The sequence below is a fragment of the Streptomyces uncialis genome (genome assembly GCF_001905345.1).
Classification (GTDB): domain Bacteria; phylum Actinomycetota; class Actinomycetes; order Streptomycetales; family Streptomycetaceae; genus Streptomyces; species Streptomyces uncialis.
The window spans coordinates 580,230-603,905 of record NZ_LFBV01000004.1 but is presented as its reverse complement, the minus strand read 5'-3'; the positions used below and the strand labels follow the sequence as shown (position 1 = coordinate 603,905).

The following is a 23,676-nucleotide window of genomic DNA, read 5'->3' as shown; positions in this document are numbered from 1 at the left end:
GTCGCGGCTCCCAGGTGACCCTAGCCGGACGAGCCCTCCCGGTTGCCGCCACCGGTCCGCGGCCGGCGGCCGGACTCCGGGGCCGCCTTGAGGACGAGCCGGCCGGCGGGAGCCGGCCAGGGGGTGCGACCTCAGCGTCGCGACACGACCAGGGCCTCGATCCCGTCGAGTACCCGGTCGAGCCCGAAGTCGAAGTCGACGTCGGCCTCGTCCCCGTGATCCCCGTGCTCGAACACGCCCGAGCCGAGGAGCCGGGTGAGGGCGGGATGCCGCCCGGCGTCGGTGAGGGCTCCGAGCGCCGCCGCGTAGCGCCGCAGCGACTCGTCGGGCCCGACCCCGCTCGCCCGCATCCCTGCCTCCAGGTCGGACACCAGCACGGACGCGTTCCGTACGTAGCCTCCTACCAGCATCAGCACGGAGAGTTTCTCCTCCTCCCGCAGCCCGGTGCCGTCCAGCCCCGCGAGCGCCGCCTCCATCCAGGCCAGGGAGTTGGGGCCGACGGGCGGTCCCGAGGTCGGGATGCGCAGCAGCCACAGGTTCCGCCGGAAGACCGCCCGCTGCGCCCGCGCCCACCACGCGAGGCACGCGCGCCACCCGGTACCGGCGGGCGGCGCCTCGGGGGGCGCACCGACGGCCGCCTCCTGCATGAGGACATAGAGCTCGTCCCTGGCTCCGACATAGCGGTAGAGCGACATGGTCGAGACGCCGAGTTCCTTGGCGACCCGCCCCATGGACACCGCGCCGAGCCCTTCGGCGGCTGCGATCCGGACGGCGGTGTCCACGATCCGGTCGAGGCTCAGTCCGGGCCGCGGCCCCTTCGCGGGACGTTCGCGCAGACCCCAGGCCACTTCGAGGCTCGCGGGCAGTCCCGTACCGCTCTCCATGTCCGCCACGTACGCCTCTCCCGTCACCCTGGCCGCCATCCGGTCCCCAGCCGCTTGACCCACATCCTAGTTCTGCGTAACCCTTACGCACTAATGCGTAAGGGTTACGCAGTTAAGCGGAACGGAGATGAGGGGCGATGCCAGAGCACCCGTCCGACGTACCCCCGGCCATCGAGGCCACCGGCCTCACCAAGTCCTACGGCGACCAACAGGTCCTGCGCGGTGTGGATCTCACCGTCCCGCGTGGTGCCGTGCACGCGCTGCTCGGCCCCAACGGCGCGGGCAAGACCACCGCCGTACGGATCCTGGCCACGCTCTCGACCGCCGACGCGGGCACGGCCCGGGTGGCCGGCCACGACATCCGCACCGCGCGATCCCAGGTCCGCCGGGCGATCAGCCTGACCGGCCAGTTCGCGGCGGTCGACGAGATGCAGACGGGCACCGAGAACCTGCGGATGATGACCCGGCTGGCCCGTCACAGCCGCGCGACCGCGCGCACCAGGGCGGCGGAGCTCCTCGACCGGTTCGGCCTCACCGACGCGGCCGACCGGCTGGTGAAGACGTACTCAGGCGGTATGCGCCGCCGCCTGGACCTGGCCGCGTCCCTGGTCGGCGACCCCGAGGTGATCTTCCTCGACGAGCCGACCACGGGCCTGGACCCACGCAGCCGCGCCGCCCTCTGGGACGTCGTACGCGAACTGTCGGCCCGAGGCACCACGGTCTTCCTGACCACTCAGTACCTGGAAGAGGCGGACCGGCTGGCGGACCGCGTCGCGGTACTCGACAAGGGCGCCCTGGTCGCCGAAGGCACCCCGGCGGAACTGAAGCGACGCGTCGCGGGCCACCGCCTCGACCTGGTCCTCGCCGACCCGGCGAGCTATCTGCGCCTGGCCTCCCGGGCGACCTTCTCCGACCCCGGCACCCGCACCCTGGGCATCCCCACCGACGGCTCGGCCGCCCACATCCGCGCCCTGCTGGACGAGCTGGATCCCACCCGCACCGCCATTTCGAGCTTCTCCGTCCACACGGCGACCCTCGACGACGTCTTCCTCGAACTCACCCGATCCCCCGCCGCGGAGCAGGCCCATGTCTGACGCCCTCATCATGACCGGCCGCTCGCTGCGCCTGAGCCGCCGCAACATCGACGCCCTCATCACCTCGATGGCCCTTCCGGTGATGATCCTGCTGATCTTCGTCTACTTCTTCGGCGGTGCGATCAACACCGGTACCCAGTACGTCACCTACGTCGTCCCCGGCGTCCTCCTCCTCTGCGCGGGCTTCGGCTCGGCCACCACCGCGATGGCGGTGACGGAGGACCTCAAGGGCGGCATCATCGACCGCTTCCGCTCCCTGGACATCGGCGGGGCCCCGATCCTGACCGGTCACGTCCTGGCCTCGGCGGCCCGCAACCTGCTGGCCACCGCCCTGGTCCTCTGCCTCGCCTTCGCCATCGGCTTCCGCCCCTCGGCCACCCTCTCGGGCTGGCTGGCGGCGACCGCCGTCCTCCTCGCCTACATCCTCGCCCTGTCCTGGTTCTCGGCCGCGATCGGACTCTTCGTCAGGTCTCCCGAAGCGGCGGGCGGCTACACCTTCTTCGTCAGCTTCCTCCCCTACCCCAGCAGCGCCTTCGTCCCGACCGACACGATGCCCGGCTGGCTCCAGGGCTTCGCGGCCCATCAGCCGGTGACCAAGGTGATCGAGGCACTTCGGGGGCTGCTGCTCGGGCAGCCGGTGGGAGCCACCGCGTGGGTGGCGCTGGCCTGGTGTGCGGGGATCCTGGCGGTTTCGGCAGGGGCTTCGGGGTTCTTGTTCAGGAGGCGAACCTCGTGAGGTAGCGCGGTACGGGGTCGGGCAGGTGTCGGCGGGGAGCCGTCGGGTAGCCGGTGTCCTGTCGCCGGTCGGCACACCCGTCGGCTCGGTTCCACGCCACGGACGGACGGGGCCGACAGGACGGAACGATGCGACGGCGCCACTGGTTTTCTGCGCGGGTTCGCCATCATTTGTACCCTCGGAATGAGAGCGGTCGGCGTCACCACGGTGACAGAAAGTCACACATCCGGACGGAGGAGGCATCATGAGGGCCTTGACCTGGCACGGAAAACGCGACGTACGCGTCGACACGGTCCCGGACCCGGGGATCCAGGACCCGACCGACATCATCGTGAAAGTCACCTCGTCCGGGATCTGCGGTTCCGATCTGCATCTGTACGAGGTCCTCGGCCCCTATCTCGACCCGGGCGACATCCTGGGCCATGAGCCGATGGGCGTGGTCGAGGAGGTCGGCCGGGAGGTCACGGCCCTGTCGGCCGGGGACCGGGTGGTGGTCCCCTTCAACGTCTCCTGCGGAACGTGCTGGATGTGCGAACGGGGCCTGCACTCGCAGTGCGAGACCACCCAGGTCACCGAACGCGGTACCGGTGCCTCGCTCTTCGGTTTCTCCAAGCTCTACGGACAGGTCCCCGGCGGCCAGGCCGAGTTCCTGCGCGTCCCCTTCGGGAACACCCTGCCGGTGAAGGTGCCCCACGGGCCCCCGGACGACCGCTTCGTCTACCTCTCCGACGTCCTGCCGACGGCCTGGCAGGCCGTGCGGTACGCGGACATCCCGCCCGGGGGCAGTGTCACCGTGCTGGGGCTGGGCCCGATCGGTGACATGGCCACCCGTATCGCCCTCCACCAGGGCGCCGGTCTGGTCATCGGGGTCGACCGGGTGCCCGAGCGGCTCGCCCGCGCCCGCGCGAACGGTGTCCACACCCTCGACCTCGACGAGCACGGCAAGGACGTCGGCGACGAGATCCGGCGGCTCACCCAGGGGCGCGGCACGGACGCCGTCGTCGAGGCGGTCGGCATGGAGGCGCACGGGGCGCCGGTCACCAAGGCGGTACAGCAGTTCGCCGGGCTGCTTCCCGACGCGATCGGCGAGAAGGTGATGGCCCGCGCCGGGGTGGACAGCATGGCCGCCTTCGACACCGCCGTGGACGTGGTCCGCCGGGGCGGCACCATCTCCGTCGTCGGCGTGTACGGCGGCGCCATCGACCCCGTGCCCATGCTCACGCTCTTCGACAAACAGATCCAACTGCGCCTGGGCCAGGCCAACGTCAAGCACTGGGTGGACGACATCCTCCCCCTCCTCGACGACTCCGACCCGCTGGGTGTCGACGGCTTCGCCACCCACCGGCTGCCCCTCGAAGAGGGTCCCGCCGCCTACAAGACCTTCCAGGCAAGACAGGACGGCATGGTCAAGACCCTGCTCACCCCCTGACACCGGACACCAGTCCGCCCCCACCCCGACCGGGAGTTCCCATGACCCGCGCGCTCGCGCTCGTCTGCACCCTCAGCCCGTCCTCCGACCGCTCCAGCAGCCATCTCCTCGCCGGGCAGGTGATGACGGAACTCGCCGCCCTCGGTGTCCAGGGCGAGACCGTCCGGGTCGCCGACCACGACATCCGGCCGGGGATCGCCCGTGACCTGGGCGAGGGCGACGACTGGCCCGCGCTGTGGGAGAAGGTGATGGCCGCCGACATCCTCCTGCTGGCCACCCCGATCTGGCTCGGCCATCCGTCCAGCCTTTGCCAGCGCGTACTGGAACGGCTGAACGCCGATATCTCCGAGACCGACGACCAGGGACGGCAGTTGTTCACCGGGAAGGTCGGGGCGGTCGCCGTCGTCGGCAACGAGGACGGCGCCCACAAGGTGAGCGCGGATCTGTTCCAGGGCCTCAACGACCTCGGTTTCTCCCTCGCGCCCGGGGCGGTCACCTACTGGGTCGGCGAGGCGCAGCAGGGCACCGACTACCAGGACCTCGACAAGACCCCCGAAGCCGTCGCCGGCACGACCAAGACCCTCGCCGCCAACGCCGCCCACCTCGCCGGACTCCTCCGGCACACGCCGTACCCGCCCGCCTGAACGCGGGTACCCGCCCGCCTGAACCAGCACAGGAACCGAGCCGCCGCCGGCGGACGGAAGGAGAGGCGCCCCATGCCCGAGAACGGACCCGACGCCAACCCGGTGGACAAGCACCCGCGGCCCGAATTCGACCAGCAGGAGCAGCGGCATCCGGGCTGGACGGGGCCCATGGACCCGCCGCCGGACCACGGGGAGGACACCTACGTGGGCTCCGGGGTCCTGACAGGCCGCAAGACCGTGATCACCGGAGGCGACTCCGGGATCGGCAGGGCGGTCGCCCTCGCCTACGCCCGTGAAGGCGCCGATGTCCTGCTCACCCATCTGCCCGAGGAACGGGACGAGGCCCGGGAGACCGTAAGTCTGGTCGAGGAGGCGGGGCGGACCGGGATCGCGGTCGAGTGCGACATCCGGTACGAGGAGGCATGCCGGGGTCTCGTGGAACGTGCGGTCGGGGAGTTCGGCGGGATCGACGTCCTCGTCAACAACGCCGCCTACCAGATGTCACAGCCCGACGGCATCGCAGCGATCACCACCGAGCAGTTCGACCGTGTGGTGCGCACCAACCTCTACGGCATGTTCTGGCTGTCCAAGCTGGCCCTCCCCCATATGCGGGCCGGTGCCAGCATCATCAACACCACCTCCGTACAGGGCTACAAACCCAGCCCCCATCTGCTGGACTACGCGATGACCAAGGGCGCGATCACCACCTTCACCCAGGGACTGGCGCAGATGCTCGCGGGCGACGGCATCCGCGTCAACGCGGTCGCCCCCGGCCCCGTCTGGACCCCGCTCATCCCCGCCACGATGCCCGACACCACCGAGTTCGGGAAGCAGTCCCCCCTCGGCCGCCCCGCCCAGCCCGCCGAGATGGCACCCGCCTACGTCTTCCTCGCCTCACCACAGGCGAGCTACATCACCGGCGAGATCGTCAACGCCACCGGCGGCACCCCGCTCCCCTGACAGTCGGCCACTGACAGTCGGCCACACCGGCGACGGCTGGGGCACCGGGACGGCCCGGGCCCGCGTCCGGGACGGGCCCGGGCGTTCACGCGCTCGCCGGGCTCCCGGTCGCGCCGCCCCGGGCACCCGTGCCCAGGACGCCTGGGGCGGCACTTCGTACGGAGCCGGGCGACGCGGCCGGGCCGGTCGGCCCTCCGTGTGCCTGTCAGCGGCCGAGGGCGCGTTTGAGCTGCTGCTTGTTCATCGTGGAGCGGCCTTCGACGTTCTTCTTCCTCGCCTCTTGGTACAGCTGGTCCCTGGTGGGGCCTTCCGCGCCGCTGTGGGAACGCTGACCGCCGCGCTGGGACGCGGACTTCGGGTCCCGCAGGGAGGTCCTGCTCGCTGTCTCCGACTCACCGGCACGGGCGCGTTCCTTGTTGACGGTGCGGGCGGCGATCTCCTTCGCCCGGCCGGTGGACGCACCGCGTTTCTCGGCGGAGTCCTTGATGTGCTCGTACTGGCGTTCCCGCTTGGGACTGGAACCTCGGGGCATGACGTTTCCTTCCGGATCGGTGTCGCGGCGGGGCCTTCCCTCCATGGAGTGGGGCGCCGTGGCGGGCCACAACCCGGGTGCGCCGGACGGCGGCACGACCCTTCTCCGACGGGCGACCCCGGCCTCGCCGTCCAGGGGTTCGGCACCCGGCGCCCTGTCCACCGCGTGCCCGGACCAGGCCGCGCCACACCCAGGGCGGCCGGCCGTCACCAGGGTGGCTGAAACCGTGCTGAAGCCGTACTGAACCGCCTCGGGCCCAGGCTCTGCCCCATGACGACAACGACCGACGAACTCGCGATCTCGGCCACCGGGTTGCGCAAGTCCTACGGCGGGACGACCGTCCTCGACGGTGTCGACCTCCGGGTCCCCCCGGGTACGGTCTTCTCGCTCCTCGGGCCGAACGGCGCCGGGAAGACCACCGCGGTGCAGATCCTCTCCACCCTCGTCACCGCAGACGCGGGCACCCTGCGGGTGGCCGGGCACGACCTCGCCACCGACCCCCACGCGGTACGTGCCGCGATCGGCGTCACCGGGCAGTTCTCCGCGGTGGACCACATGATCACCGGTGAGGAGAACATGCTCCTGATGGCGGATCTGCATCATCTGCCACGCGATGAGGGCCGCCGGTTCACCGCCGAGTTGCTGGCACGCTTCGAGCTGACCGGGGCGGCGGGGAAGCCCGCCGTCACCTACTCCGGCGGGATGCGCCGCCGTCTCGATCTCGCCATGACCCTCGTCGGCAGCCCGCGGATCATCTTCCTCGACGAGCCGACCACCGGCCTCGACCCCCGCAGCCGCCACAACATGTGGGACATCATCCGCGAACTCGTCGCCGGGGGCGTCACCGTCTTCCTCACCACCCAGTACCTGGAGGAGGCCGACCGGCTCGCCGACCGTATCGCGGTGCTCAACGGCGGCAGGATCGTCGCCCAGGGGACCGCCGAGGAGCTCAAACGGCTCGTCCCGGGCGGGCACATCCGCCTCCGGTTCGACGGGGCCGCGGCGTACGAACGGGCGGCCGGAGCCTTGCGTGACGGTACCCGGGACGACGAGTCGCTCTCCTTGACCGTCCCCAGCGGCGGCAGCCAGCGCGAGCTCCGGGCCGTCCTCGACCGGCTCGACACGGCCGGTGTCGAGGCCGACGGTCTGACCGTGCACACCCCCGACCTCGACGACGTGTTCCTCGCCCTGACCGGCCACCCGGCCGGACCCACCGGAACCACCACGTCCGCATCCGCATCCGCATCCGTGGCCGTGTCTGCCGCCGCCGAGGAGACCGTCCGATGAGCACCCTGTCCCGTACCGTGCGTGACTCGTCCACGATGCTGCGCCGCAATCTCCTGCACGCGCGGCGCTACCCCTCCCTCACCCTCAACGTCCTGCTGACGCCGATCATCCTGCTGCTGCTCTTCGTCTATGTCTTCGGCGATGTGATGAGCGCGGGCATCATGGGCGGCGGCGCCGACCGCGCGGACTACGTCGCCTATCTGGTGCCCGGCATCCTGCTGATGACCATCGGCGGGCACTCGGTCGGGACCGCGGTGTCGATCTCCGTCGACATGACCCAGGGCATCATCGCCCGCTTCCGGACCATGGCGATCTCCCGTTCCGCCGTACTGATCGGCCATGTCGTCGGCAGTGTGGCGCAGACGCTGGCCGCCCTGGCCCTGGTCCTCGGCATCGGGATCGCGATCGGGTTCCGGCCGCAGGCCACCGTGGTGGAGTGGTGCGCGGCGGCCGGTCTGCTGACACTTGTGGCCCTGGCGCTGACCTGGGTCGCCGTCGGTCTCGGCCTCGCCGCGCCGACGCCCGAGGGGGCGAGCAACAACGGGCTGCCGCTGATGATGCTGCCGTTGCTGTCCAGCGCGTTCGTGCCGGTGGAGGCGATGCCGGGGTGGTTCCGCTGGTTCGCCGAGTACCAGCCCTTCACCCCCGCCATCGAGACCCTGCGCGGGCTGCTCCTCGGCAGCCCGATCGGCCACAACGGATGGCTCACCGTGGTGTGGTGCCTGGCCCTGACCGTGCTGGGCCACCGCTGGTCGAAGGCGCGGTTCGGTCGTGACCCGGTGCGCTGATCGCGCGCAGCGCCGCCGCGCGCAGTTCCGCGTTCGTCAGGGCGGCGTACTCCTCCGCCGCGTCGGCGTACCCGGCCGCGGCGGCGGGTCCGGCGGCGTCGACGGCCTGCCGGGCGCGGGCGGCGGACAGGGTGGGGAAGACCCGCAGCACCCGCGTCCGTTCGGCCAGCGCCATCAGCCGTACGGCGCGGGCGGCGCCCTGGCGCAGTCCGGCCAGGCCGAGCGCCAGCAGGACCGTGCCGTACACCGGAAGACCCACCGAGGGACCGGCTCCCGGCCCGTCGGGCGGCAACGACCGCAGCCGCTCACGGAGTTGCCCGGCCATACCGTCGAGCAGCTCCGGGCGGCCGTGCAGGGCGTGCGCGGCCAGTGCCGCCGACCGCACCTCCAGCGACCACAGGTCCACGAACCGGTCGGTGGACCGCGGCGGGCGCTCCCGCAGCGTCCGTTCCACGGCCTGCCGCCACAGTCCCAGCCCGTCCTCGGTCCGGCCGCGGGCCAGCGCGATCTCCGCCCGCGCCGCCAGGTCCGGGGTGAAGAAGTCCAGGCCGGCCTCCGGCTGCCGCTCCAGGGCCGCCAGCTCCAGCCAGTGCTCCGCCTCCGTCACGTCCCCGCGCTGCAAGCACGCGGACACCAGTCCCCAGCGGACGCCGACTGCGTCGGACGTGCCCTCGAACCGGTCGAACGCGCGCAGCGCGGCCCGCAGATGGTGGTACGCCTCCGTGCCGCGCTCGGTCCGCAGACACAGCTCGCTGATCCGGCCGTGGGTGAGCATCTGCGTCGCCGGATTCCGCAGCCGCCCCAGCGCGGCGAGCGTCCGGCGGGCGGATTCCAGCGCCCGGTCCACGTCGTTCTCGTACTCCCACACGTACCCGGCGACGCACTCGGCGAGACCCGCCACCAGCGGCTCGTCCGCGGCGCACAGCTCCCGCAGCCGCGTGTAGTGCGGTGGGCGCACCTCGGGCGCGGCGGACAGCACGACGGCGAGCGCCCGCAGCAGGGTGTCCGGCCGGGCGGGCGGAAGGCGGCGCAGGGTGACGAGCTGCCGCGTGGCGCGCGGTCCGTAGCTCATGAAGAGGGCCGCCGCGCACAGGGCCGCGGCGCTCCGGGCCGTCTCGACGTCCTCGGCGGCGGGGCGGAAGCGGGAGAGCGGTTCACCGGTCTCGGTCGCGAGTGCGGCGAGCCGGGTGTGACTGGAGTCGGTGACCCACAGCGCGGCGAGCACCGCCGTGAGGGCCGCGGTGGCGGGGCCGTCGGCGCGTGCCAGGGCGTGCCGCAGGGCCAGGGCGAGGTTGTCCTGCTCGGCCCGGATACGCACCCAGGCGGGATGGGGATCGTCGCTGAACAGCGCGTCGTGGTGGGCGCGGCCGAAGTCCCGTGCCCAGAAAAGGAATCCGGCGGTGACGGCTTCCTCGTCACCTGCCCGCGCCCGCTGCGCGGCGCTGAACTCCCGTACGGTCTCCAGGATGTGGAAGCGCGTCCCGGAGGCGGTGTCGCCCGCCTTGAGCAGGGACTGACCGGTGAGCTGCTCCAGCAGGAGAAGCGTGTCCGCGCCCGCGTCGAGCACCCGTTCCGCGGCCTCCTCCGTGAAGCCGCCGGGGAACACCGACAGCGCGCGCAGCGCGGCACGTCCCCCGGGCTCCAGCAGGTTCCAGCTCCATTCGACAACGGCGTGCAGGGTGCGATGCCGCTCGGGGGTGTCGCGCGCCCCGCCGCGCAGCACGGCGAAGCGGTCCCGCAGCCTGCGGCCGATCTCCGCCACGGACAGCACCCGTACCCGGGCGGCGGCCAGCTCCACCGCGAGCGGCAGACCGTCCAGCTGACGGCAGAGCCCGGCCACGTCGGCGGGCGGCAGCTCCACGTCGGGGCGGGCGGACCGGGCGCGCTGCCCGAAGAGTTCGACGGAGGTGGCGAGGGTGAGCTGGGGCAGCGCGTACAGGGATTCCGAGGTCAGTCCGAGCGGGGCCCGGCTGGTGACGAGCACCCGCAGTTCCGCTGTCCGCGACACCAGTTCCCGTACCAGGTCGGCGGCGCCGCGGACGACGTGCTCGCAGTTGTCGAGCACCAGCAGTGCGGGGCCCGGTCCCAGTGCCTTGGCGATGACGCCGACGAGATCCCCGGCGCCGGCGAAGTGGCGGCTCTCCCCGACCCCGATCGCCGATGCCACCTCTCCCGCCACATCGTCGTCGGCGGTGACACCGGCGAGCGGTACGCAGTGCACCACCCGCTGTTCGGCGGCCCGGCCGACGGCGTACGCGAGCCGGGTCTTGCCCAGTCCGCCGGGGCCGCCCACGGTGACGACCCGTGCGGTGCGCAGCAGTCCGGTCACGGCGGCGATGTCGCTCTCCCGGCCGAGCAGCGGGTTCGGCTCGTGCGGTACGCCGTGCCGGACCACCGGCGCCCCGGCGCGCAGCAGTTCCCGGTGCACGGCACGGAGCCCGGCCCCGGGGTCGGTGCCGAGCTCGTCCCGCAGCAGTCGCCGGTAGCTGTCGTAGCGGCTGAGCGCGGCGGCGGGTCCGGATCCGGCCGCCTCGCAGCGCAGTAGTTCCGCCAGCACCTCCTCGTCGCGCGGCAGTTCCCCGGCCAGCGCGGCCAGGGCTCCCGCCGCCTCCTCCCGCCGCCCGAGCCGGGACAGGGCGAGCGCCCGGGTGCGCACCAGCGTGCGGTGGGTCCCGGCCCGCGCGGCGCGCAGCGCGGCGACCGGGTCGTGCGGCTCCTCCCCGGCGCCCTCGGCCACGGTCCCGTCCCAGAGGGCCAGGCCCGCCTCCGCCTGTTCCAGCGCGCCCGGGTGGTCGCCCTCGCGGGCCCGTGCCAGGCCGGCCGCCGCGCGCAGCAGCAGCGCGGAGCTGTCGACCTGCGTCCCGTCCAGCGCCAGCCGGTATCCCGTCGGCGTGCTCACGATCAGCTCGGCGCCCCAGCGCGACCGCACCCGGGACACCAGCACCTGGACCGCCTTGCCCGGCCGCTGCGGCCTGGCGTCCGGCCACAGCCCCTCCACGAGCCGCCCGGTGCCGCACCCGGCCCGCAGATCGGCGGCGAGCAGCGCCAGCAGCCCGCGCAGCCGCGGCGCGGATATCTCCTGCCCACGGCAGGAGACACGGGACAGCAGGGTCAGCTCGGGGGTCACTTGTGCAGAGTAGCCAGCGGTACGGTGCGGGCGGTGTCGTCCGGTACGACCGACGCGGCCGGGGGCGGTCCGGCGAACGGTGGGACGCCCGCGGGTCAGCGGGCAGGGGCGAGCCGGGGGCGGGGCCGAAATACTTGATCGTCCCGGGCGGTACCCGCTGGCAGGATGGGTGGTCCTCCCGCGCCGACCGGCGCGGGTCAGGTCGGAGGGGTCAGCCATGTCCATAGCCGCAACCGCAGCCGCAGCCGAGAACACCCGTACCGTGATCGTGGAGCTGCTGAACAGGATCGGTGCGGGGGACCCCGAGCGCATCGCCGAGTTGTACGCCGAGCACGGCGACTGGAAGCTGTCCTGGCCGGAGGACGAACACGGCCGTGCCGCCACTCCATGGATCCGTCACCGGTCCACCCGGGCCGACGCGGCCGCCCACTACCGGGAGCTCGCCGAGCACCATGTGCCGGAGCAGGTGGCGACCGAGATCGAACGCATCCTCGTCGACGGGGACAACGCGGTGGTCCTCGGCGAGATCCGGCAGACCGCCCGGTCCACCGGACGCGCGTACCGCGCGCGGTTCGCCCTGCACCTCACCGTCGAGAACGGGCTCGTGACCCGGCACCATGTCTACGAGGACAGCCTCGCCGTCGCCCGGGCCTTCGAGGCGGAGAGCCGCTGAACGGACCACAGGTCGGCGGGGGCGGGCGGACCCGGGGTCGCGCCGGACCCGCTTCCCGTCGTCCGTCCGTCGAACACGTGGTGCCCGACGCCGTGACCAGGCAGATCACCGGTCGTTTGATCAGTCTGTGAGTCAGACCTATTTGTTCCGCCACGACATGGCACCGGAGACTGGACCGTTCACGAGCTCCCGGCGGCGGGACGCGCCCGCCGCACGGGCCGGGGTGCCCCGCGACACCGGCCCGCGCCGACCGGTGCCCCGTCGCGCCGATGTCCGACCGGTCGCCGCCAGGGGCCGGTTCGGCCGGGCCGCACTGATCGGCAGCGGCTTCCCCCGCGTCACCCCGGTGCCGACCGCCCGGGGCGAGGCCGTCGATCCGCTCCGGCGGCGGACGTGGGCGAGGGGAGCCGTGCCGCGCGGGACCGGGGCCGGGGCGACGCTCCGGAACACCGGCCCGGCCCCGCGCGGTCCGCTGACGCCGCCGGTCGGGCGGTGACCGCGATGGCGACCCTGTGCCGTCCCGAGGTGGCCGTCCCCGAGCATGTCGTCACCGCCGAGGAGACCCTCGACCTCGCCCGTACGCTGCACGCCGGACATCCCCAACTGGAACTCGCCCTGCGGCTGATCGCCAACACCGGTGTCCGCACCCGGCACCTGGTGCGACCGCTGGAGGAGACCCTGCGCCACCCCGGCTTCGAGGAACGCAACCTCCGCTACGAGAAGGAGGCCAAGCGCAGACTGCCGGAGGTCATCGACCGGGCCCTCGCCCACGCCCGACTCGGCACGGCGGACATCGACATGATCGTGTACGTCTCGTGCACCGGGTTCATGATGCCGTCGATGACCGCCCATCTGATCAACGGCATGGGGTTCCGCTCCGACACCCGGCAGCTGCCCGTCTCCCAGCTGGGCTGCGCGGGAGGCGGCGCCGCGGTCAACCGGGCGCACGACTTCGTGACCGCCTACCCGGACCGCAATGTGCTCATCGTCGCCTGCGAGTTCTGCTCGCTGCTCTATCAGCCGACCGACCTCGGCGTGGGCAGTCTGCTGTCCAACGGGCTGTTCGGCGACGCGATGGCCGCCGTCGTCGTACGGGGCCAGGGCGGTCACGGTATCCGGCTGGAGCACAACGGCTCCCATCTGGTGCCGGGCACCGAGGACTGGATCTCCTACGCGGTACGCGACACCGGCTTCCACTTCCAGCTCGACAAACGGGTCCCGGGCACGATGGCCGTGCTGGCCCCGGCGATGCGGCGGATGGCCGCGCCGTTCGCCTGGGACATCACCGGCCTCGATTTCTATCTGGTCCATGCCGGGGGCCCGCGCATCCTCGACGATCTCGGCCGGCAGCTCGGACTGCCCCCGGAGACGTTCCGGCACAGCCGGGCCACGCTGACCGAACGCGGCAACATCGCCAGTGCCGTCGTCTTCGACGCCTTGGACCGGCTCTTCACCGAGGGCGGCCCGCCGCCCGGCGCGCGCGGCCTGCTGGCCGGGTTCGGACCGGGCATCACCGCCGAGATCGCCCTCGGCCACTGGTCGGTGCCCGCGCCCGTGACCGGCGCGGTGAGCGCCGAGGCCGGCGCGCTGACCGGGGCGGCGGCCGGGTTCCCGGCACCCCGGGAGCAGGAGCCCCCGAGGGGTGCGGCGGTCGTCGTATAGGGACGGGCCGGGGCCGGGGGTCTGCCCCGGGGTGGGCTCCGGGGCGATGCCCCCGGCCCCAGCGCATCGTCGGCCGCCGTGGCGGCCGGTCGCGGCGCGGCTCCCAGCACTCGGTCAGCGCACGGTGACGGGGTGCCGGACGATCGCGTCGAACAGATACCCCTGGATGTTGTGCGGTGTCGTGGGCGGCTGGGTGCGGCCCGTGGTGTCGGTGGCGCGGGACATCAGGGTCGCCGGGCCCGGGGCGGTGGGCCGCCAGTCGGTGTGCCAGCGGACCCATCCGGCGCTGCGGGGCGGGTCGAGCAGCCGGGCGGCTCGCCAGCGCTCACCGCCGTCGGTGCTGGTCTCGACCCGGACGACACCGCCCGCGCCGGACCACGAACGTCCGGTGAGCCGGTGCCGGAGCCCCGCGTCCAGCGTGGCGTTCCAGGGGAGTTCGAACACCGACTTCAGGGTCTGCCGGGTGAGCGGGGCGCTGCCCTCCGGTGGATAGGAGTCGCCCCAGAGCCGGTAGAAGGACGTATTCCACGGTGAGTAGAGGGGGGTGGCGGACACCTCGATGTCACCGACCCATTTGATGGACGCGATGCCGACCCAGTTCGGCACCACGACCCGTACCGGGTGCCCGTGGTCGGGCGGCAGCGGTTCCCCGTTCATCTCGTACGCGAGAATGACGTCGTCCAGGGCCTTGCCGAGCGGCAGCGGACGGCGTACGCGGCCCAGTTCGGCGCCCTCGGGGGTGGTGTACGCCGCGTCGAGGCCGCGGGGCATCACGTCCACCGCGGTCCGGCGGACCCCGGCGGCGCGCAGGACGTCGGACAGCCGGGCGCCCCGCCAGCGGGCGGCGCCGATCGCGCCCATGGTCCAGGCCGTCCCGGAACCGGTGCGGCCCTGCTGGGTGCCGAAGAGACTGCGGCCGTTGCCCGCGCACTCGACGACGGCGCTGCGCGTCACGGCGGGCAGTTCACGCAGATCGTCCAGACCGAGGACCAGGGGCTCGCCGCGCAGCCCGTCGCCCCACACGGTCAGCGTCCAGGTCGCCGCGTCCAGGAGCGGTGTGGTGGTGTGGTTGCGGACGAAGAACCGTTCGGCGGGGGTGTGGTAGCCGGTGTCGCCCAGCGCGTCGAACCGGGCCTCGGCGTTGGTGCCCCGGACGGTGAACCACTCGGGAGGCAGCGGTTTGACGATACCGGCCGCCGCGTGCGCGACGGCGGCAGCGCCGGGCAGCACGCTCTGCGCCACGGTGGGGAGCGCGCCGAGGGCCGCGGAGGCACCGGCGAGGCGCAGCAGTTCACGCCGGTCGACACCGTCGGCACGGGCCTCCCCGGCGAACCACTGCCGCATCCGGCGGCGGTCGTACTCGTACTCGGACTCGGACGTTCGGGGCATGGGCATCCCTCGGGTGTGGGTCGGACAGCGGGGACAACTGGTGGCCCCGGGCGGCCGGAAACCGTGCACGGGGCCGAAGACCATGTACGGGGCGAGCGCCTGAGACGGGGTGGAGCCGTGGTGCACGCGGATGGAGCCGTGGTGCGAGCGGGTGACGGTCCGGGCCCGTGGCTCAGCGGCGGGGACGCGGCCAGGGCGGGGTGACGGGCGGGTGCCCCGGGTGGTGGACGAGCGCCGCGGAGGTCAACAACAGGCGCGCGTGGGGCGGGTGTGGCGGGCCGGGGCGGCGAAGGAACCGTGGGCGAGGGCCATGGCGCTCATGCTACGTCGGAGGCGGTCGGCTCCGGGGCCCGATTCCGTTTCCTGGCAGGGGTGTTGAGGTGCGACCGGGGCGGACCCTTCCGCTGCTCAGGCCCCGCCCGACAGCCGGGTGACGCAAGACGCGACGGGGAGTCGCAGGGCAGGGGCACGCGCGGGCGAGGGGCACGGCCGTGTGTGTGAGGGAGCGGGACCGTGAACTCAGGGCCAGGAAGGCGGGCCGGGGCGGGGCGGGCCGGGGCGCGGCGGGCCGGGGCGCGGCGCGGCGGGGCGCGGCGCGGCGGGGCGCGGCGCGGCGGGGCGCGGCGCGGCGGGCAGGAGCCGACCGGCCTACGGGCCTACCCGGCCTACGGGACCGAGGGGTTCAGGGCGAGGCCGGTGAGGGCGCCGACCGGGTCCAGGTCCGGGGTGCCGCGCGGCCACCAGTCGTCCTCGCCGGGCTCGGACTCGTACGCGTACCACAGGCCATCGCGGCCGAGCCGCAGTTGCGCGTGGCCACCGGGGTGCGTGAGCTGGTTGCGCCAGGGGCGGAAGACGGGGAGGGCCGCCGCGAGGAGGGCGGGGCGTGCCAGGTCGAAGCGGCCCGCGGGCGGGTCCCAGGGGGTTTCGAGCACGGCGAGCCCTTCGGAGCCGCCCTGGCGCCATGCGGCGACCGCCCGCCCGAGGTCGGGGACCGTGCGTCCGGTGGCCTCCGCCAGTGAGGCGTAGAGCGCGCGGGACGCGGCGGTGAGACCGGAGCCGGGGCGGGCGGCGGCGATCCGTACGGCGTCCTGCCACAGCGTCAGTCCGGCGAGCGGGTCCCGTCCGGTGGTGAGCAGGGCGTACGCGCGGGCCGCCGCGTCGGTCGCCAACTGGTCGAGGGCGAAGGGGTCGGGGCCACCCGGGGCCGACGGATACGCCGGTGGCTGCTCGGGGTGCCGGGGCGCGGGCATGGGTGACGGGAGCGCGGGCGGCGGCTCCGCGGCGAACGCGGCGCGGGCGCGGACACCGGGGAAGGGCGCGGCGGTGTCCTTCTCGCGCGCGGTACGGGCGGCGTTGCGCCGGGACAGCTCCGTCAGCAGGTCGTCCTCCGTACGGCCGCGCAGGAGCAGCAGGACGAACGGGTTCTCGTCGAGCAGCCTGGCGGTGCGGTAGGCGAGGGCGGCGGCGTGCTTGCAGGGGCGGCCCTGGTCGGGGCATCCGCAGGACGGGTCGAGGTCCTGGGCGCCGGGAAGCAGCGGTACTTCGCCGTCCGCGAGCGAGTGCGGCATGTCCCGGTCGAGCAGCGCGGCGATCCGGCCGGGCTCGTCGGCCGCCGTGTCCAGGAACGCGTCCCACTCGTCGTCGGTCAGGGTGCGCAGCCGGATCTGGGTGCGGTACGGGCGGGGACGACTGCCCTGGACGTACGCGAGGACGCGGCCGGGCATCACCTTGACCGAGCCGACGTTGCCCTTCTCCGCGTACTCCCGGCCCCTGCCGAGCCGCCCCGCGTCCAAGGCGCCGTCCTCCAGGGCCCGTACCCAGGCGTTGCCCCACCAGGTGGCGGCGAACGGCTCGGCGGCGGAAGCCGGGTCGGCGGACGGCCCGGCGCCGCTGGACGGCTCGGCTGGCGCGGAGTCCGGGCGAGGGGTGACCGGGGTGGGCGTACCCGGGCCGGGAGTGTCCAGGTCCCGGGACAGGGTGGGTGGGATGACGTGGGCGGTCAGGTCACCCAGGGGGCTCGGGCCGCTCCCGGCGGATACCGGACGGAGCGGTTTCGGACCTGGCGGTGCCGGACGGGGGGACGGGGGGAGCTGCGGCAGCGGACCCCGCTCGGCATCCAAGTGGGCCAAGGCCAGGTCGGCCAGGTCGGGCACCGCTTCGAACAGCCGGGCCGGGAGGGTGAGGGGGCGTGCCGCGCGCGGGTCCACGCGGGTGAGGGATTCGGTGGTGGGCGCGGGCGGTGCGGGGAGCCGTGGGTGGCGTGGTGCTTTGCGCGCGGGCGCGGTGGGGTGGACCCGGGTCTCGTCGGCGGCGGTACGGGCCCGCGCCGCGCGCAGGGCCTCCCGGGCGATGTCCCCGGGGCGCGCGGGGGCGGTAGCGGGGCGAGGAGCCGGATCGTCACCGCTGCCGGAGCGGAGCGCGTCACCGGTCGGGGGCGCGTCCTTGGTAGAGGGCGCGTCACCGGTACGGGGCGGCCGGGCGATGTTGTCGCCCTCGGGACGACCGGACCCGGCCGGACCCGTGGTCGCACCGGTGTCCTCCGTCGGACTGGTGTCCGTGGACGCACCGGTGTCCGTGGTCGGGTCCGTACCCACGGGCGCACTCCGTACCTCGGTGGACGCGTCCGCGCCCGCCGTGGTGACAGCCGCCCCTCCCCCGCCGTCCCCGGGCGAACCGGGCCCGGCGGCCGAGGCCGACGACGCGGGGCCCGCGCCCACCGCGGCGGAGGTGTCCGATACGGGCACTGCCAGGCGGTCCGACGCGGTCGAAGTGTCCGCCATGGCCGGGGTACCGGGCGAGGGCGCGGTACTGGGCGGGGTGCCCGGCGAGCGGGGGTCGCCCGCCTGGGCGGCCAGCCGTGCGCGGCGGGCCGCGTACAGCGCCTGCCTGGCTGCTTCGGACGGCCGGGCCGAGGGGCCGTCGGACGCGGGGCGGGGCGGCGGCTGCCCGGCGTCGGCGTGTGCGGTACGGGAACTCTTCGCCGCGCTCATCGTGGCCTCCGCAGTGACACCAGGTCAGCCAGATCCCGGTTGCTCAGTTCCGTCAGGGATGCCTCGCCGGAGCCCAGGACGGCGTCCGCCAGGGCGCGTTTGGAGGCGAGGAGGTCGGCGATGCGGTCCTCGACGGTGCCTTCCGTGATCAGACGGTGCACCTGGACCGGCTGGGTCTGGCCGATGCGGTACGCCCGGTCCGTGGCCTGCTCCTCCACAGCGGGGTTCCACCAGCGGTCGAAGTGGATCACATGGCCCGCGCGGGTCAGGTTCAGCCCGGTGCCCGCCGCCTTGAGGGAGAGGACCAGGACCGGGTTCGCCCCGTCCTGGAAACGGTCGACCAGACGCTCCCGCTCGGGTACCGGGGTGCCGCCGTGCAGCAGTTCGGCGGGGACCGCGCGGGCCGCGAGATGGGCGCCGATCAGCCGGGCCATCCGCGCGTACTGGGTGAAGACCAGCGCCGAGCCCTCCTCCGCGAGCAGGGTGTCCAGCAGCTCGTCCAGCAGGATGAGCTTGCCGGACCGCCCGGCGAGGCGCAGACCGGCCGGGAGGGCCTCGCGGGCCGTGCCGCGCGCGGCGCCCGGACCGGGCGCGCCCTCCTTGAGGTACAGCGCGGGGTGGTCGCAGATCTGCTTGAGGGCGGTGAGCAGCTTGAGGACCAGGCCCCGGCGGGCGATGCCCTCCGACGTCCCGATGGCGAGCAGCGACTCACGGACGACCGCCTCGTACAGCGCGGCCTGCTCGCGGGTGAGCGGGACGGGGTGGTCGGTCTCCGTCTTGGGCGGCAGTTCGGGGACGATCCCGGGGTCGGACTTGCGGCGGCGCAGCAGGAACGGGCGGATCAGCCGGGCCAGCCGCTCCACCGCCTCGGTGTCGGCGTCGGCCGGGGCGGGTGGCGCGGCGGCCGGGTCGCCGTCCTCGGGGGTGCGGGTGGCGCGCAGGGCGACCGTCCCGCTGGTGGCGTTCTCCACGGCGCGGGCGTGCCGGGCGCGGAAGGACTTGAGGGGGCCGAGCAGGCCGGGGGTGGTCCAGTCGAGGAGGGCCCACAGCTCGGAGAGATTGTTCTCGACGGGGGTGCCCGTGAGCGCGACGCGCGCGGGCGCGGGGATGGTGCGCAGTGCCTTGGCGGTCGCCGACCAGGGGTTCTTCACGTGCTGCGCCTCGTCGGCGACGACCATGCCCCAGGGCTGCTCCGCGAGGAGGGGCGCGGCGGAGCGCATGGTGCCGTAGGTGGTGAGGACGAAGCCGCCGGACAGCTCGCCCTCGGCGGTGAGGGTACGGGCGCTGCCGTGGAAGCGGTGGACGGGGACCCCGGGGGCGAACCGGGTGATCTCGCGCTGCCAGTTGCCCAGCAGGGAGGCGGGGCAGACGACGAGTGTCGGTTCGGGGCGGGCGCGCCGCAGATGGAGGGCGATCAGGGTGACCGTCTTGCCGAGGCCCATGTCGTCGGCGAGGCAGCCGCCGAGGCCGAGCGAGGTCATCAGATCGAGCCAGGCGAGCCCGTGGAGCTGGTAGTCGCGCAGCCGGGCGCGCAGGGCGGGCGGCTGGTCGACGGGCGGCACGCCTGCGGTGAGGCGGTCCCGGAGGGTGGCGAGGGCGCCGACCGGTACGACGTCGACCTGCTCGCCGTCGACCTCGGCGGTGCCGGTGAGGGCCGTGGCGAGGGCGTCGACCGGGTCGAGGAGACCCAGCTCGCGTTTGCGGGCCTTGCGGACGAGCGCGGGGTCCACGAGGACCCACTGGTCCCGCAGCCGGACCAGGGGGCGGTGGGTCTCGGCGAGGAGGTCCATCTCGGCCTCCGAGAGCGGGTCGCCGCCGAGCGCGAGCCGCCAGCTGAACTTCAGGAGCCGCTCGCTCTCGAAGAACGGCGAGCCGTCGGTGGCGGAGCCGGGCGCGGAGTGGACCACGGCGGTGGCGGTGAGGTCCTGCGCGAGGTCACGGGGCCAGTGCACGGCGACCCCGGCCGCGGCGAGCCGGTCCGTGGCGGGGCCCAGCAGATCGGACAGCTCGTCCTCGGACAGGGCGAGGACATCGGGGACGTGCTGCTCCCCCAGCCTCTCCAGCGGGGGCCAGACCCGGGCCGCGCGGCGGACCGCGAGGGCGGCGTCGACCCGCGCGCGGGGGCCGAACGCCTCGGGCGCGTCACCCTCCCACAGGGCCGTCGCGTCCACGACCAGGCCGGGGTCGGCCAGGCTGTGGACCTGCACGATCGCGGCGCCCGCGCTGCGGGTGTCGGGGACGCCGTCGAACACCCGGAACGCGTCGAGGTCGAGCCGCAGGGAGATCCGCACCCCCGCGTCGGCGCCCGCCGCGACCTCGGCCGCCCAGTCCCGCGCGTGGGGCACGCGCTGCGGGGCCCGCGCGGCCCAGGGCGCGCCGAGGGCGTGCGGGGCGGCCGGGGTGCGCGGGAGGGTGTCCGCGACGGCGTCGAGGAACGCGCGGACGAGGGCCTGGGGCTGCGGCAGCTCCAGGGGGGTGCGGCCGGGCAGGGGTGTCGCGTATCCCTCGGGGGGCAGGGCGGCGGCGACGGCGCGCAGCTGCGCGAGGTCGGCGGCCTCCAGGGGGCCGGCCCGCCAGGCGTCGTCCCCGGCGGCGGTCAGCCCCGGGAGCATCCGGCCCCGGGCGATCAGGCGCAGCGCGAGGAGCGCGGCGGCGCCCCAGCAGGCGGTGGCCCTGGGCGCGTGCGCGTCGCCGCGGGCCGCCACCAGCAGGGGCAGCGCGTCCTCCAGGGAGACGTACAGCACCGGCACGGTGACGCTGCGGACGCCGGGGCCGTGCGGGCGCACCACCGTCAGCTCGCCGTGCTCCGCGGTCCCGGGTTCGGCGCCGGGGACGGCCGGGGGCAGCGGGTCACCCGCCGGGTCCCAGAAGGCGACACGGCCCTCGCGCGGGAGGTCGGCGGGCAGGAAGAGAGCACTCAGACGTGTGGCGCTCATACGGACGGTCACCTCCCCGGCCCCTGGTCGAATCGGACGTCTTCGACTCTACGGGCGGGGTCTGACAATCGGCTCCGGCGGCCGGGCGGCGCCGCTACGGCGTGGTCGCGGAAACCATGTACACCATCGGATGATCGGGGTTCGACCAGTTCACGACGACATCCTGGGAGGGCATGGGGTCCTTCTGCTCCCGGCTCAGGCCCCACCAGGGGCCGTCTCCGGTGAAGTCCCAGCCGACGACGCCCCGGTCGCGCACCCCGATGGTGAGGTCGTCCCTGCGCAGGGCGTCACTGCTGAAACCGAGCTCGCCGAGGAACCGGTCGAGGCCCTCGTTGCTCGTGAGGAACTGCACGTAGAGCCTGCTGGTCTTCCAGTTGTTCGTCTCGTAGTGCGCGACATCACTGGAGTACGGGGGGATCGACACGTCGTACACCCGCCGCTGGACCCGGGAGGGCCAGCCCTCGGTGAGTCCTGTCGCCGAGTACTTGGCGGCCTTGTCACGGCCGCTGTCGCGGCTCTGGTTGGCGGAGATCACCAGATACCCGGCGGGTACACCGATGAGCAGCCCGATGATGAGCAGCGTCAGGGCCCGCCGGCGGATCATCCGGCCCCGGGCCTCGGGGCGGGGTTCCTCGTCGGGTGGGGGGGCCTGGTGGGGGACGCTAGGCATGGGGCTCAGGTCCCCTGGGCCGTCCGCCGCGCCTCGGCGTACCGCTCGTAGCGTTCGTAGCGCTCGACCCTGCGGCGGTTCGCGCGGCGGAAGCGGCGGGCCACCAGCCGTGAGAGGTCGGCGGCGCCGACCATACCCGCCTCGGGGCCGAGCTGGGCGCGCGCGATACGGGCCTCGGGACGGTAGCCGCGGCCCGTCAGATGGCGGCGGAAGGCGTCCCGGGCCGGGCCGATGAGCAGGTCGTCGGCGGCGCTGACACCACCGCCGATGACGAAGCAGGACGGGTCGAGGGCGGCGGCCAGATTGGCGATACCGACGCCGAGCCACTGCCCGATGTCCTGGAGCAGCTCGACGCACATGGCGTCGCCCTCACGGGCCAGCTCGGTGATCAGCGGGCCGGTGATGTCGGAGACGTTGCCGTTGACGCGTTCGATGATGTTGTACGCGACCGGGGAGTCGGCGGTGGCCAGTTCGCGGGCCTCGCGCACCAGGGCGTTGCCGGAGCTGTACTGCTCCCAGCAGCCCCGGTTTCCGCACGCGCAGCGGTGTCCGCCGGGGACGACCTGCATATGGCCGAACTCGCCGGCCACACCGTACTTGCCGCGCTTGACCTGGCCGTCCTCCAGGATGGCGCCGCCGATGCCGGTACCGAGGGTGATCATGACGAGGTGGTCCTCGCCGCGGCCGGCGCCGAAGCGCCACTCGGCCCAGGCGGCGGTGTTCGCGTCGTTGTCGACCATCACAGGGACCGCGAGCCTGCTGGAGATCCGGTCCCGGAGGGGTTCGTTGCGCCAGGACAGGTGGGGGGCGAACAGGATGCGGTTGCGGTCGGCGTCGACCCAGCCCGCGGCGCCGATACCGACGGCGTGGACGTCGTGCCGGTCGGAGAGGTCCAGCACCAGTTCGACGATGGTGTCCTCGACGACCTTGGGGCTCTTGGACTTGTCCGGGGTCTCCGTGCGCAGCTTCTCCAGGATGTTGCCGTCCGCGTCCACGACGCCCGCCATCACCTTGGTGCCGCCGATGTCGATACCGACGGTCGGGACACGGGGTGCCGTCAGCAGGGAGCGGCGTTCGCGGGTGCCGACGGTGCGCAGGACGGTGGCCCGCGCGGTGCCGCGGTGCGCTAGGTCGCGGTAGGTGCTCATCAGGCCGATTCTGCCTCACGGAGGCGGGGGGCCGCACGTGACGCCTTCGCTTGCGCTTCTCAGGTCCGTCCGGCTGGACGCGCTTGTCCCTGCGCCGTTCCTCGCGCCCCTGGGGTTCCATACCTGGGCGTACCTGTTCCCGTGCGGGTACTTCGGGGGTGCGCAGTTCCCCGCGCCCCTTTGGGGCGCGTTCTGTTTGTTCTTCGGGTCGGGGCCGGTCGGGATTCTCCGTCCTCGATCCGACACGCTCGGTACGACGTACGTGTGGTCCTACTGAAGAGCATCGGAGTCTGCGAGCAGAGATTCCCGCCCACCCCCTCCCGCAGCCCTGCGACTGCACGAGGAGGAGGGTCCAACCCCGCCCCCCGGCCGACGCCGACCACGCGCAGACTGAGAACACCCCCAGGCGGGCACCCCCAAAGGGGCGCGGGGAACTGCGCATCCACGGACAACCCGCACGGGAACAGATACGCCCAGGGGTGGAACCTCAGGGGCGCGGGGAACTGCGCGAAAACGGCGGGCGACGGCACAGGAACAAATTCGCCCAGCACCGAGTACCCAGGGGCGCGAGGAACTGCGCACCCCCGGACAACCTGTACAGGGACAAGTGCGCCCAGCACCGAGTACCCAGGGGCGCGAGGAACTGCGCACCCCCGGACAACCTGTACAGGGACAAGTGCGCCCAGCACCGAGTACCCAGGGGCGCGGGGAACTGCGCACCCACCGA

The 23,676-nt window shown here is 73.7% G+C and carries 18 protein-coding genes; 10 read left to right on the top strand and 8 right to left on the bottom strand.

From position 1 onward, the window contains the following. Nucleotides 1-131: 131 nt before the first annotated feature. Nucleotides 132-923 carry a TetR/AcrR family transcriptional regulator gene (locus tag AB852_RS19790; RefSeq protein WP_079184774.1) on the bottom strand — a complete coding sequence of 264 codons (792 nt, stop codon included), beginning with the start codon at nt 921-923 and terminating at the stop codon, nt 132-134. A gap of 98 nt (nt 924-1,021) precedes the next feature. Here AB852_RS19790 and AB852_RS19785 point away from each other — a divergent pair, with 98 nt between their 5' ends. From AB852_RS19785 to AB852_RS19765, 5 genes are all read left to right on the top strand, one after another. Then, entirely contained in the window at nt 1,022-1,978 is a 957-nt protein-coding gene (locus AB852_RS19785; protein ID WP_073790172.1) for an ATP-binding cassette domain-containing protein, read from the top strand. Beyond that, on the top strand, nt 1,971-2,714 hold the full coding sequence (locus AB852_RS19780) for an ABC transporter permease (RefSeq protein WP_073790170.1): 744 nt from the start codon (nt 1,971-1,973) through the stop codon (nt 2,712-2,714). The genes AB852_RS19785 and AB852_RS19780 overlap by 8 nt, the downstream gene beginning before the upstream one ends. A 244-nt stretch (nt 2,715-2,958) precedes the next feature. Further along, nucleotides 2,959-4,143: a zinc-dependent alcohol dehydrogenase gene (locus tag AB852_RS19775; protein ID WP_073790168.1), complete on the top strand. Its 1,185-nt coding sequence runs from the start codon at nt 2,959-2,961 to the stop codon at nt 4,141-4,143. Between the two features lie 41 nt (nt 4,144-4,184). After that, entirely contained in the window at nt 4,185-4,787 is a 603-nt protein-coding gene (locus AB852_RS19770) for a flavodoxin family protein (RefSeq protein WP_073790166.1), read from the top strand. 72 nt (nt 4,788-4,859) lie between these two features. After that, nucleotides 4,860-5,747: an SDR family oxidoreductase gene (locus AB852_RS19765; RefSeq protein WP_073790164.1), complete on the top strand. Its 888-nt coding sequence runs from the start codon at nt 4,860-4,862 to the stop codon at nt 5,745-5,747. A gap of 205 nt (nt 5,748-5,952) precedes the next feature. Here AB852_RS19765 and AB852_RS19760 read toward each other — a convergent pair whose 3' ends face one another. Then, on the bottom strand, nt 5,953-6,279 hold the full coding sequence (locus AB852_RS19760; protein WP_073790162.1) for a plasmid stabilization protein: 327 nt from the start codon (nt 6,277-6,279) through the stop codon (nt 5,953-5,955). A gap of 270 nt (nt 6,280-6,549) precedes the next feature. On the opposite strand from AB852_RS19760, the gene AB852_RS19755 reads away from it, so the two are divergent. Next, nucleotides 6,550-7,566, top strand: a complete 1,017-nt coding sequence (locus AB852_RS19755; RefSeq protein WP_073790160.1) for an ATP-binding cassette domain-containing protein — start codon at nt 6,550-6,552, stop codon at nt 7,564-7,566. Then, the gene (locus AB852_RS19750; protein ID WP_073790158.1) at nt 7,563-8,354 is read left to right on the top strand and encodes an ABC transporter permease; all 792 of its coding nucleotides are present in this window, start codon (nt 7,563-7,565) and stop codon (nt 8,352-8,354) included. Before AB852_RS19755 ends, AB852_RS19750 begins: the two co-directional genes overlap by 4 nt. Here AB852_RS19750 and AB852_RS19745 read toward each other — a convergent pair. After that, nucleotides 8,272-11,481, bottom strand: a complete 3,210-nt coding sequence (locus AB852_RS19745) for an ATP-binding protein (protein WP_073790156.1) — start codon at nt 11,479-11,481, stop codon at nt 8,272-8,274. The genes AB852_RS19750 and AB852_RS19745 overlap by 83 nt on opposite strands. 217 nt (nt 11,482-11,698) lie before the next feature. Here AB852_RS19745 and AB852_RS19740 point away from each other — a divergent pair, with 217 nt between their 5' ends. The 3 genes from AB852_RS19740 (at nt 11,699) to AB852_RS19730 (ending at nt 13,816) form a co-directional block, all read left to right on the top strand. Continuing rightward, nucleotides 11,699-12,154 carry a nuclear transport factor 2 family protein gene (locus tag AB852_RS19740; RefSeq protein WP_073790154.1) on the top strand — a complete coding sequence of 152 codons (456 nt, stop codon included), beginning with the start codon at nt 11,699-11,701 and terminating at the stop codon, nt 12,152-12,154. Between the two features lie 127 nt (nt 12,155-12,281). Further along, on the top strand, nt 12,282-12,650 hold the full coding sequence (locus AB852_RS19735; protein WP_143201259.1) for a hypothetical protein: 369 nt from the start codon (nt 12,282-12,284) through the stop codon (nt 12,648-12,650). A gap of 5 nt (nt 12,651-12,655) precedes the next feature. After that, on the top strand, nt 12,656-13,816 hold the full coding sequence (locus tag AB852_RS19730; protein ID WP_073790530.1) for a type III polyketide synthase: 1,161 nt from the start codon (nt 12,656-12,658) through the stop codon (nt 13,814-13,816). Between the two features lie 114 nt (nt 13,817-13,930). Here the strand turns inward: AB852_RS19730 and AB852_RS19725 are convergent, their stop codons facing one another. The 5 genes from AB852_RS19725 to AB852_RS19705 all read right to left on the bottom strand — a co-directional run bounded on the left by AB852_RS19725 (nt 13,931) and on the right by AB852_RS19705 (nt 22,949). Continuing rightward, nucleotides 13,931-15,205 carry a sulfite oxidase gene (locus AB852_RS19725; RefSeq protein ID WP_079184773.1) on the bottom strand — a complete coding sequence of 425 codons (1,275 nt, stop codon included), beginning with the start codon at nt 15,203-15,205 and terminating at the stop codon, nt 13,931-13,933. Between the two features lie 665 nt (nt 15,206-15,870). Further along, complete coding sequence (locus tag AB852_RS19720; protein ID WP_245876840.1) at nt 15,871-18,195, bottom strand: SWIM zinc finger family protein; 2,325 nt, start codon at nt 18,193-18,195, stop codon at nt 15,871-15,873. Then, the gene (locus tag AB852_RS19715; RefSeq protein WP_073790147.1) at nt 18,192-21,131 is read right to left on the bottom strand and encodes a DEAD/DEAH box helicase; all 2,940 of its coding nucleotides are present in this window, start codon (nt 21,129-21,131) and stop codon (nt 18,192-18,194) included. Before AB852_RS19715 ends, AB852_RS19720 begins: the two co-directional genes overlap by 4 nt. Before the next feature lie 94 nt (nt 21,132-21,225). Continuing rightward, the gene (locus AB852_RS19710) at nt 21,226-21,801 is read right to left on the bottom strand and encodes a sugar kinase (protein ID WP_073790145.1); all 576 of its coding nucleotides are present in this window, start codon (nt 21,799-21,801) and stop codon (nt 21,226-21,228) included. Between the two features lie 5 nt (nt 21,802-21,806). Beyond that, nucleotides 21,807-22,949 (bottom strand): ROK family glucokinase, encoded by a 1,143-nt coding sequence (locus tag AB852_RS19705; RefSeq protein WP_073790143.1) that lies wholly within the window; start codon nt 22,947-22,949, stop codon nt 21,807-21,809. Nucleotides 22,950-23,676 lie beyond the last annotated feature (727 nt).

Bases quoted from the DNA above. Each gene is read 5' to 3' on its own strand.
- AB852_RS19740 (WP_073790154.1), top strand. From the start codon at position 11,699: ATGTCCATAGCCGCAACCGCAGCCGCAGCCGAGAACACCCGTACCGTG.
- AB852_RS19750 (WP_073790158.1), top strand. From the start codon at position 7,563: ATGAGCACCCTGTCCCGTACCGTGCGTGACTCGTCCACGATGCTGCGC.
- AB852_RS19755 (WP_073790160.1), top strand. From the start codon at position 6,550: ATGACGACAACGACCGACGAACTCGCGATCTCGGCCACCGGGTTGCGC.
- AB852_RS19790 (WP_079184774.1), bottom strand. From the start codon at position 923: ATGGCGGCCAGGGTGACGGGAGAGGCGTACGTGGCGGACATGGAGAGC.
- AB852_RS19710 (WP_073790145.1), bottom strand. From the start codon at position 21,801: ATGCCTAGCGTCCCCCACCAGGCCCCCCCACCCGACGAGGAACCCCGC.
- AB852_RS19725 (WP_079184773.1), bottom strand. From the start codon at position 15,205: ATGCCCCGAACGTCCGAGTCCGAGTACGAGTACGACCGCCGCCGGATG.
- AB852_RS19770 (WP_073790166.1), top strand. From the start codon at position 4,185: ATGACCCGCGCGCTCGCGCTCGTCTGCACCCTCAGCCCGTCCTCCGAC.
- AB852_RS19720 (WP_245876840.1), bottom strand. From the start codon at position 18,195: ATGAGCGCGGCGAAGAGTTCCCGTACCGCACACGCCGACGCCGGGCAG.
- AB852_RS19780 (WP_073790170.1), top strand. From the start codon at position 1,971: ATGTCTGACGCCCTCATCATGACCGGCCGCTCGCTGCGCCTGAGCCGC.
- AB852_RS19705 (WP_073790143.1), bottom strand. From the start codon at position 22,949: ATGAGCACCTACCGCGACCTAGCGCACCGCGGCACCGCGCGGGCCACC.
- AB852_RS19775 (WP_073790168.1), top strand. From the start codon at position 2,959: ATGAGGGCCTTGACCTGGCACGGAAAACGCGACGTACGCGTCGACACG.
- AB852_RS19760 (WP_073790162.1), bottom strand. From the start codon at position 6,279: ATGCCCCGAGGTTCCAGTCCCAAGCGGGAACGCCAGTACGAGCACATC.
- AB852_RS19785 (WP_073790172.1), top strand. From the start codon at position 1,022: ATGCCAGAGCACCCGTCCGACGTACCCCCGGCCATCGAGGCCACCGGC.
- AB852_RS19765 (WP_073790164.1), top strand. From the start codon at position 4,860: ATGCCCGAGAACGGACCCGACGCCAACCCGGTGGACAAGCACCCGCGG.
- AB852_RS19730 (WP_073790530.1), top strand. From the start codon at position 12,656: ATGGCGACCCTGTGCCGTCCCGAGGTGGCCGTCCCCGAGCATGTCGTC.
- AB852_RS19715 (WP_073790147.1), bottom strand. From the start codon at position 21,131: ATGAGCGCCACACGTCTGAGTGCTCTCTTCCTGCCCGCCGACCTCCCG.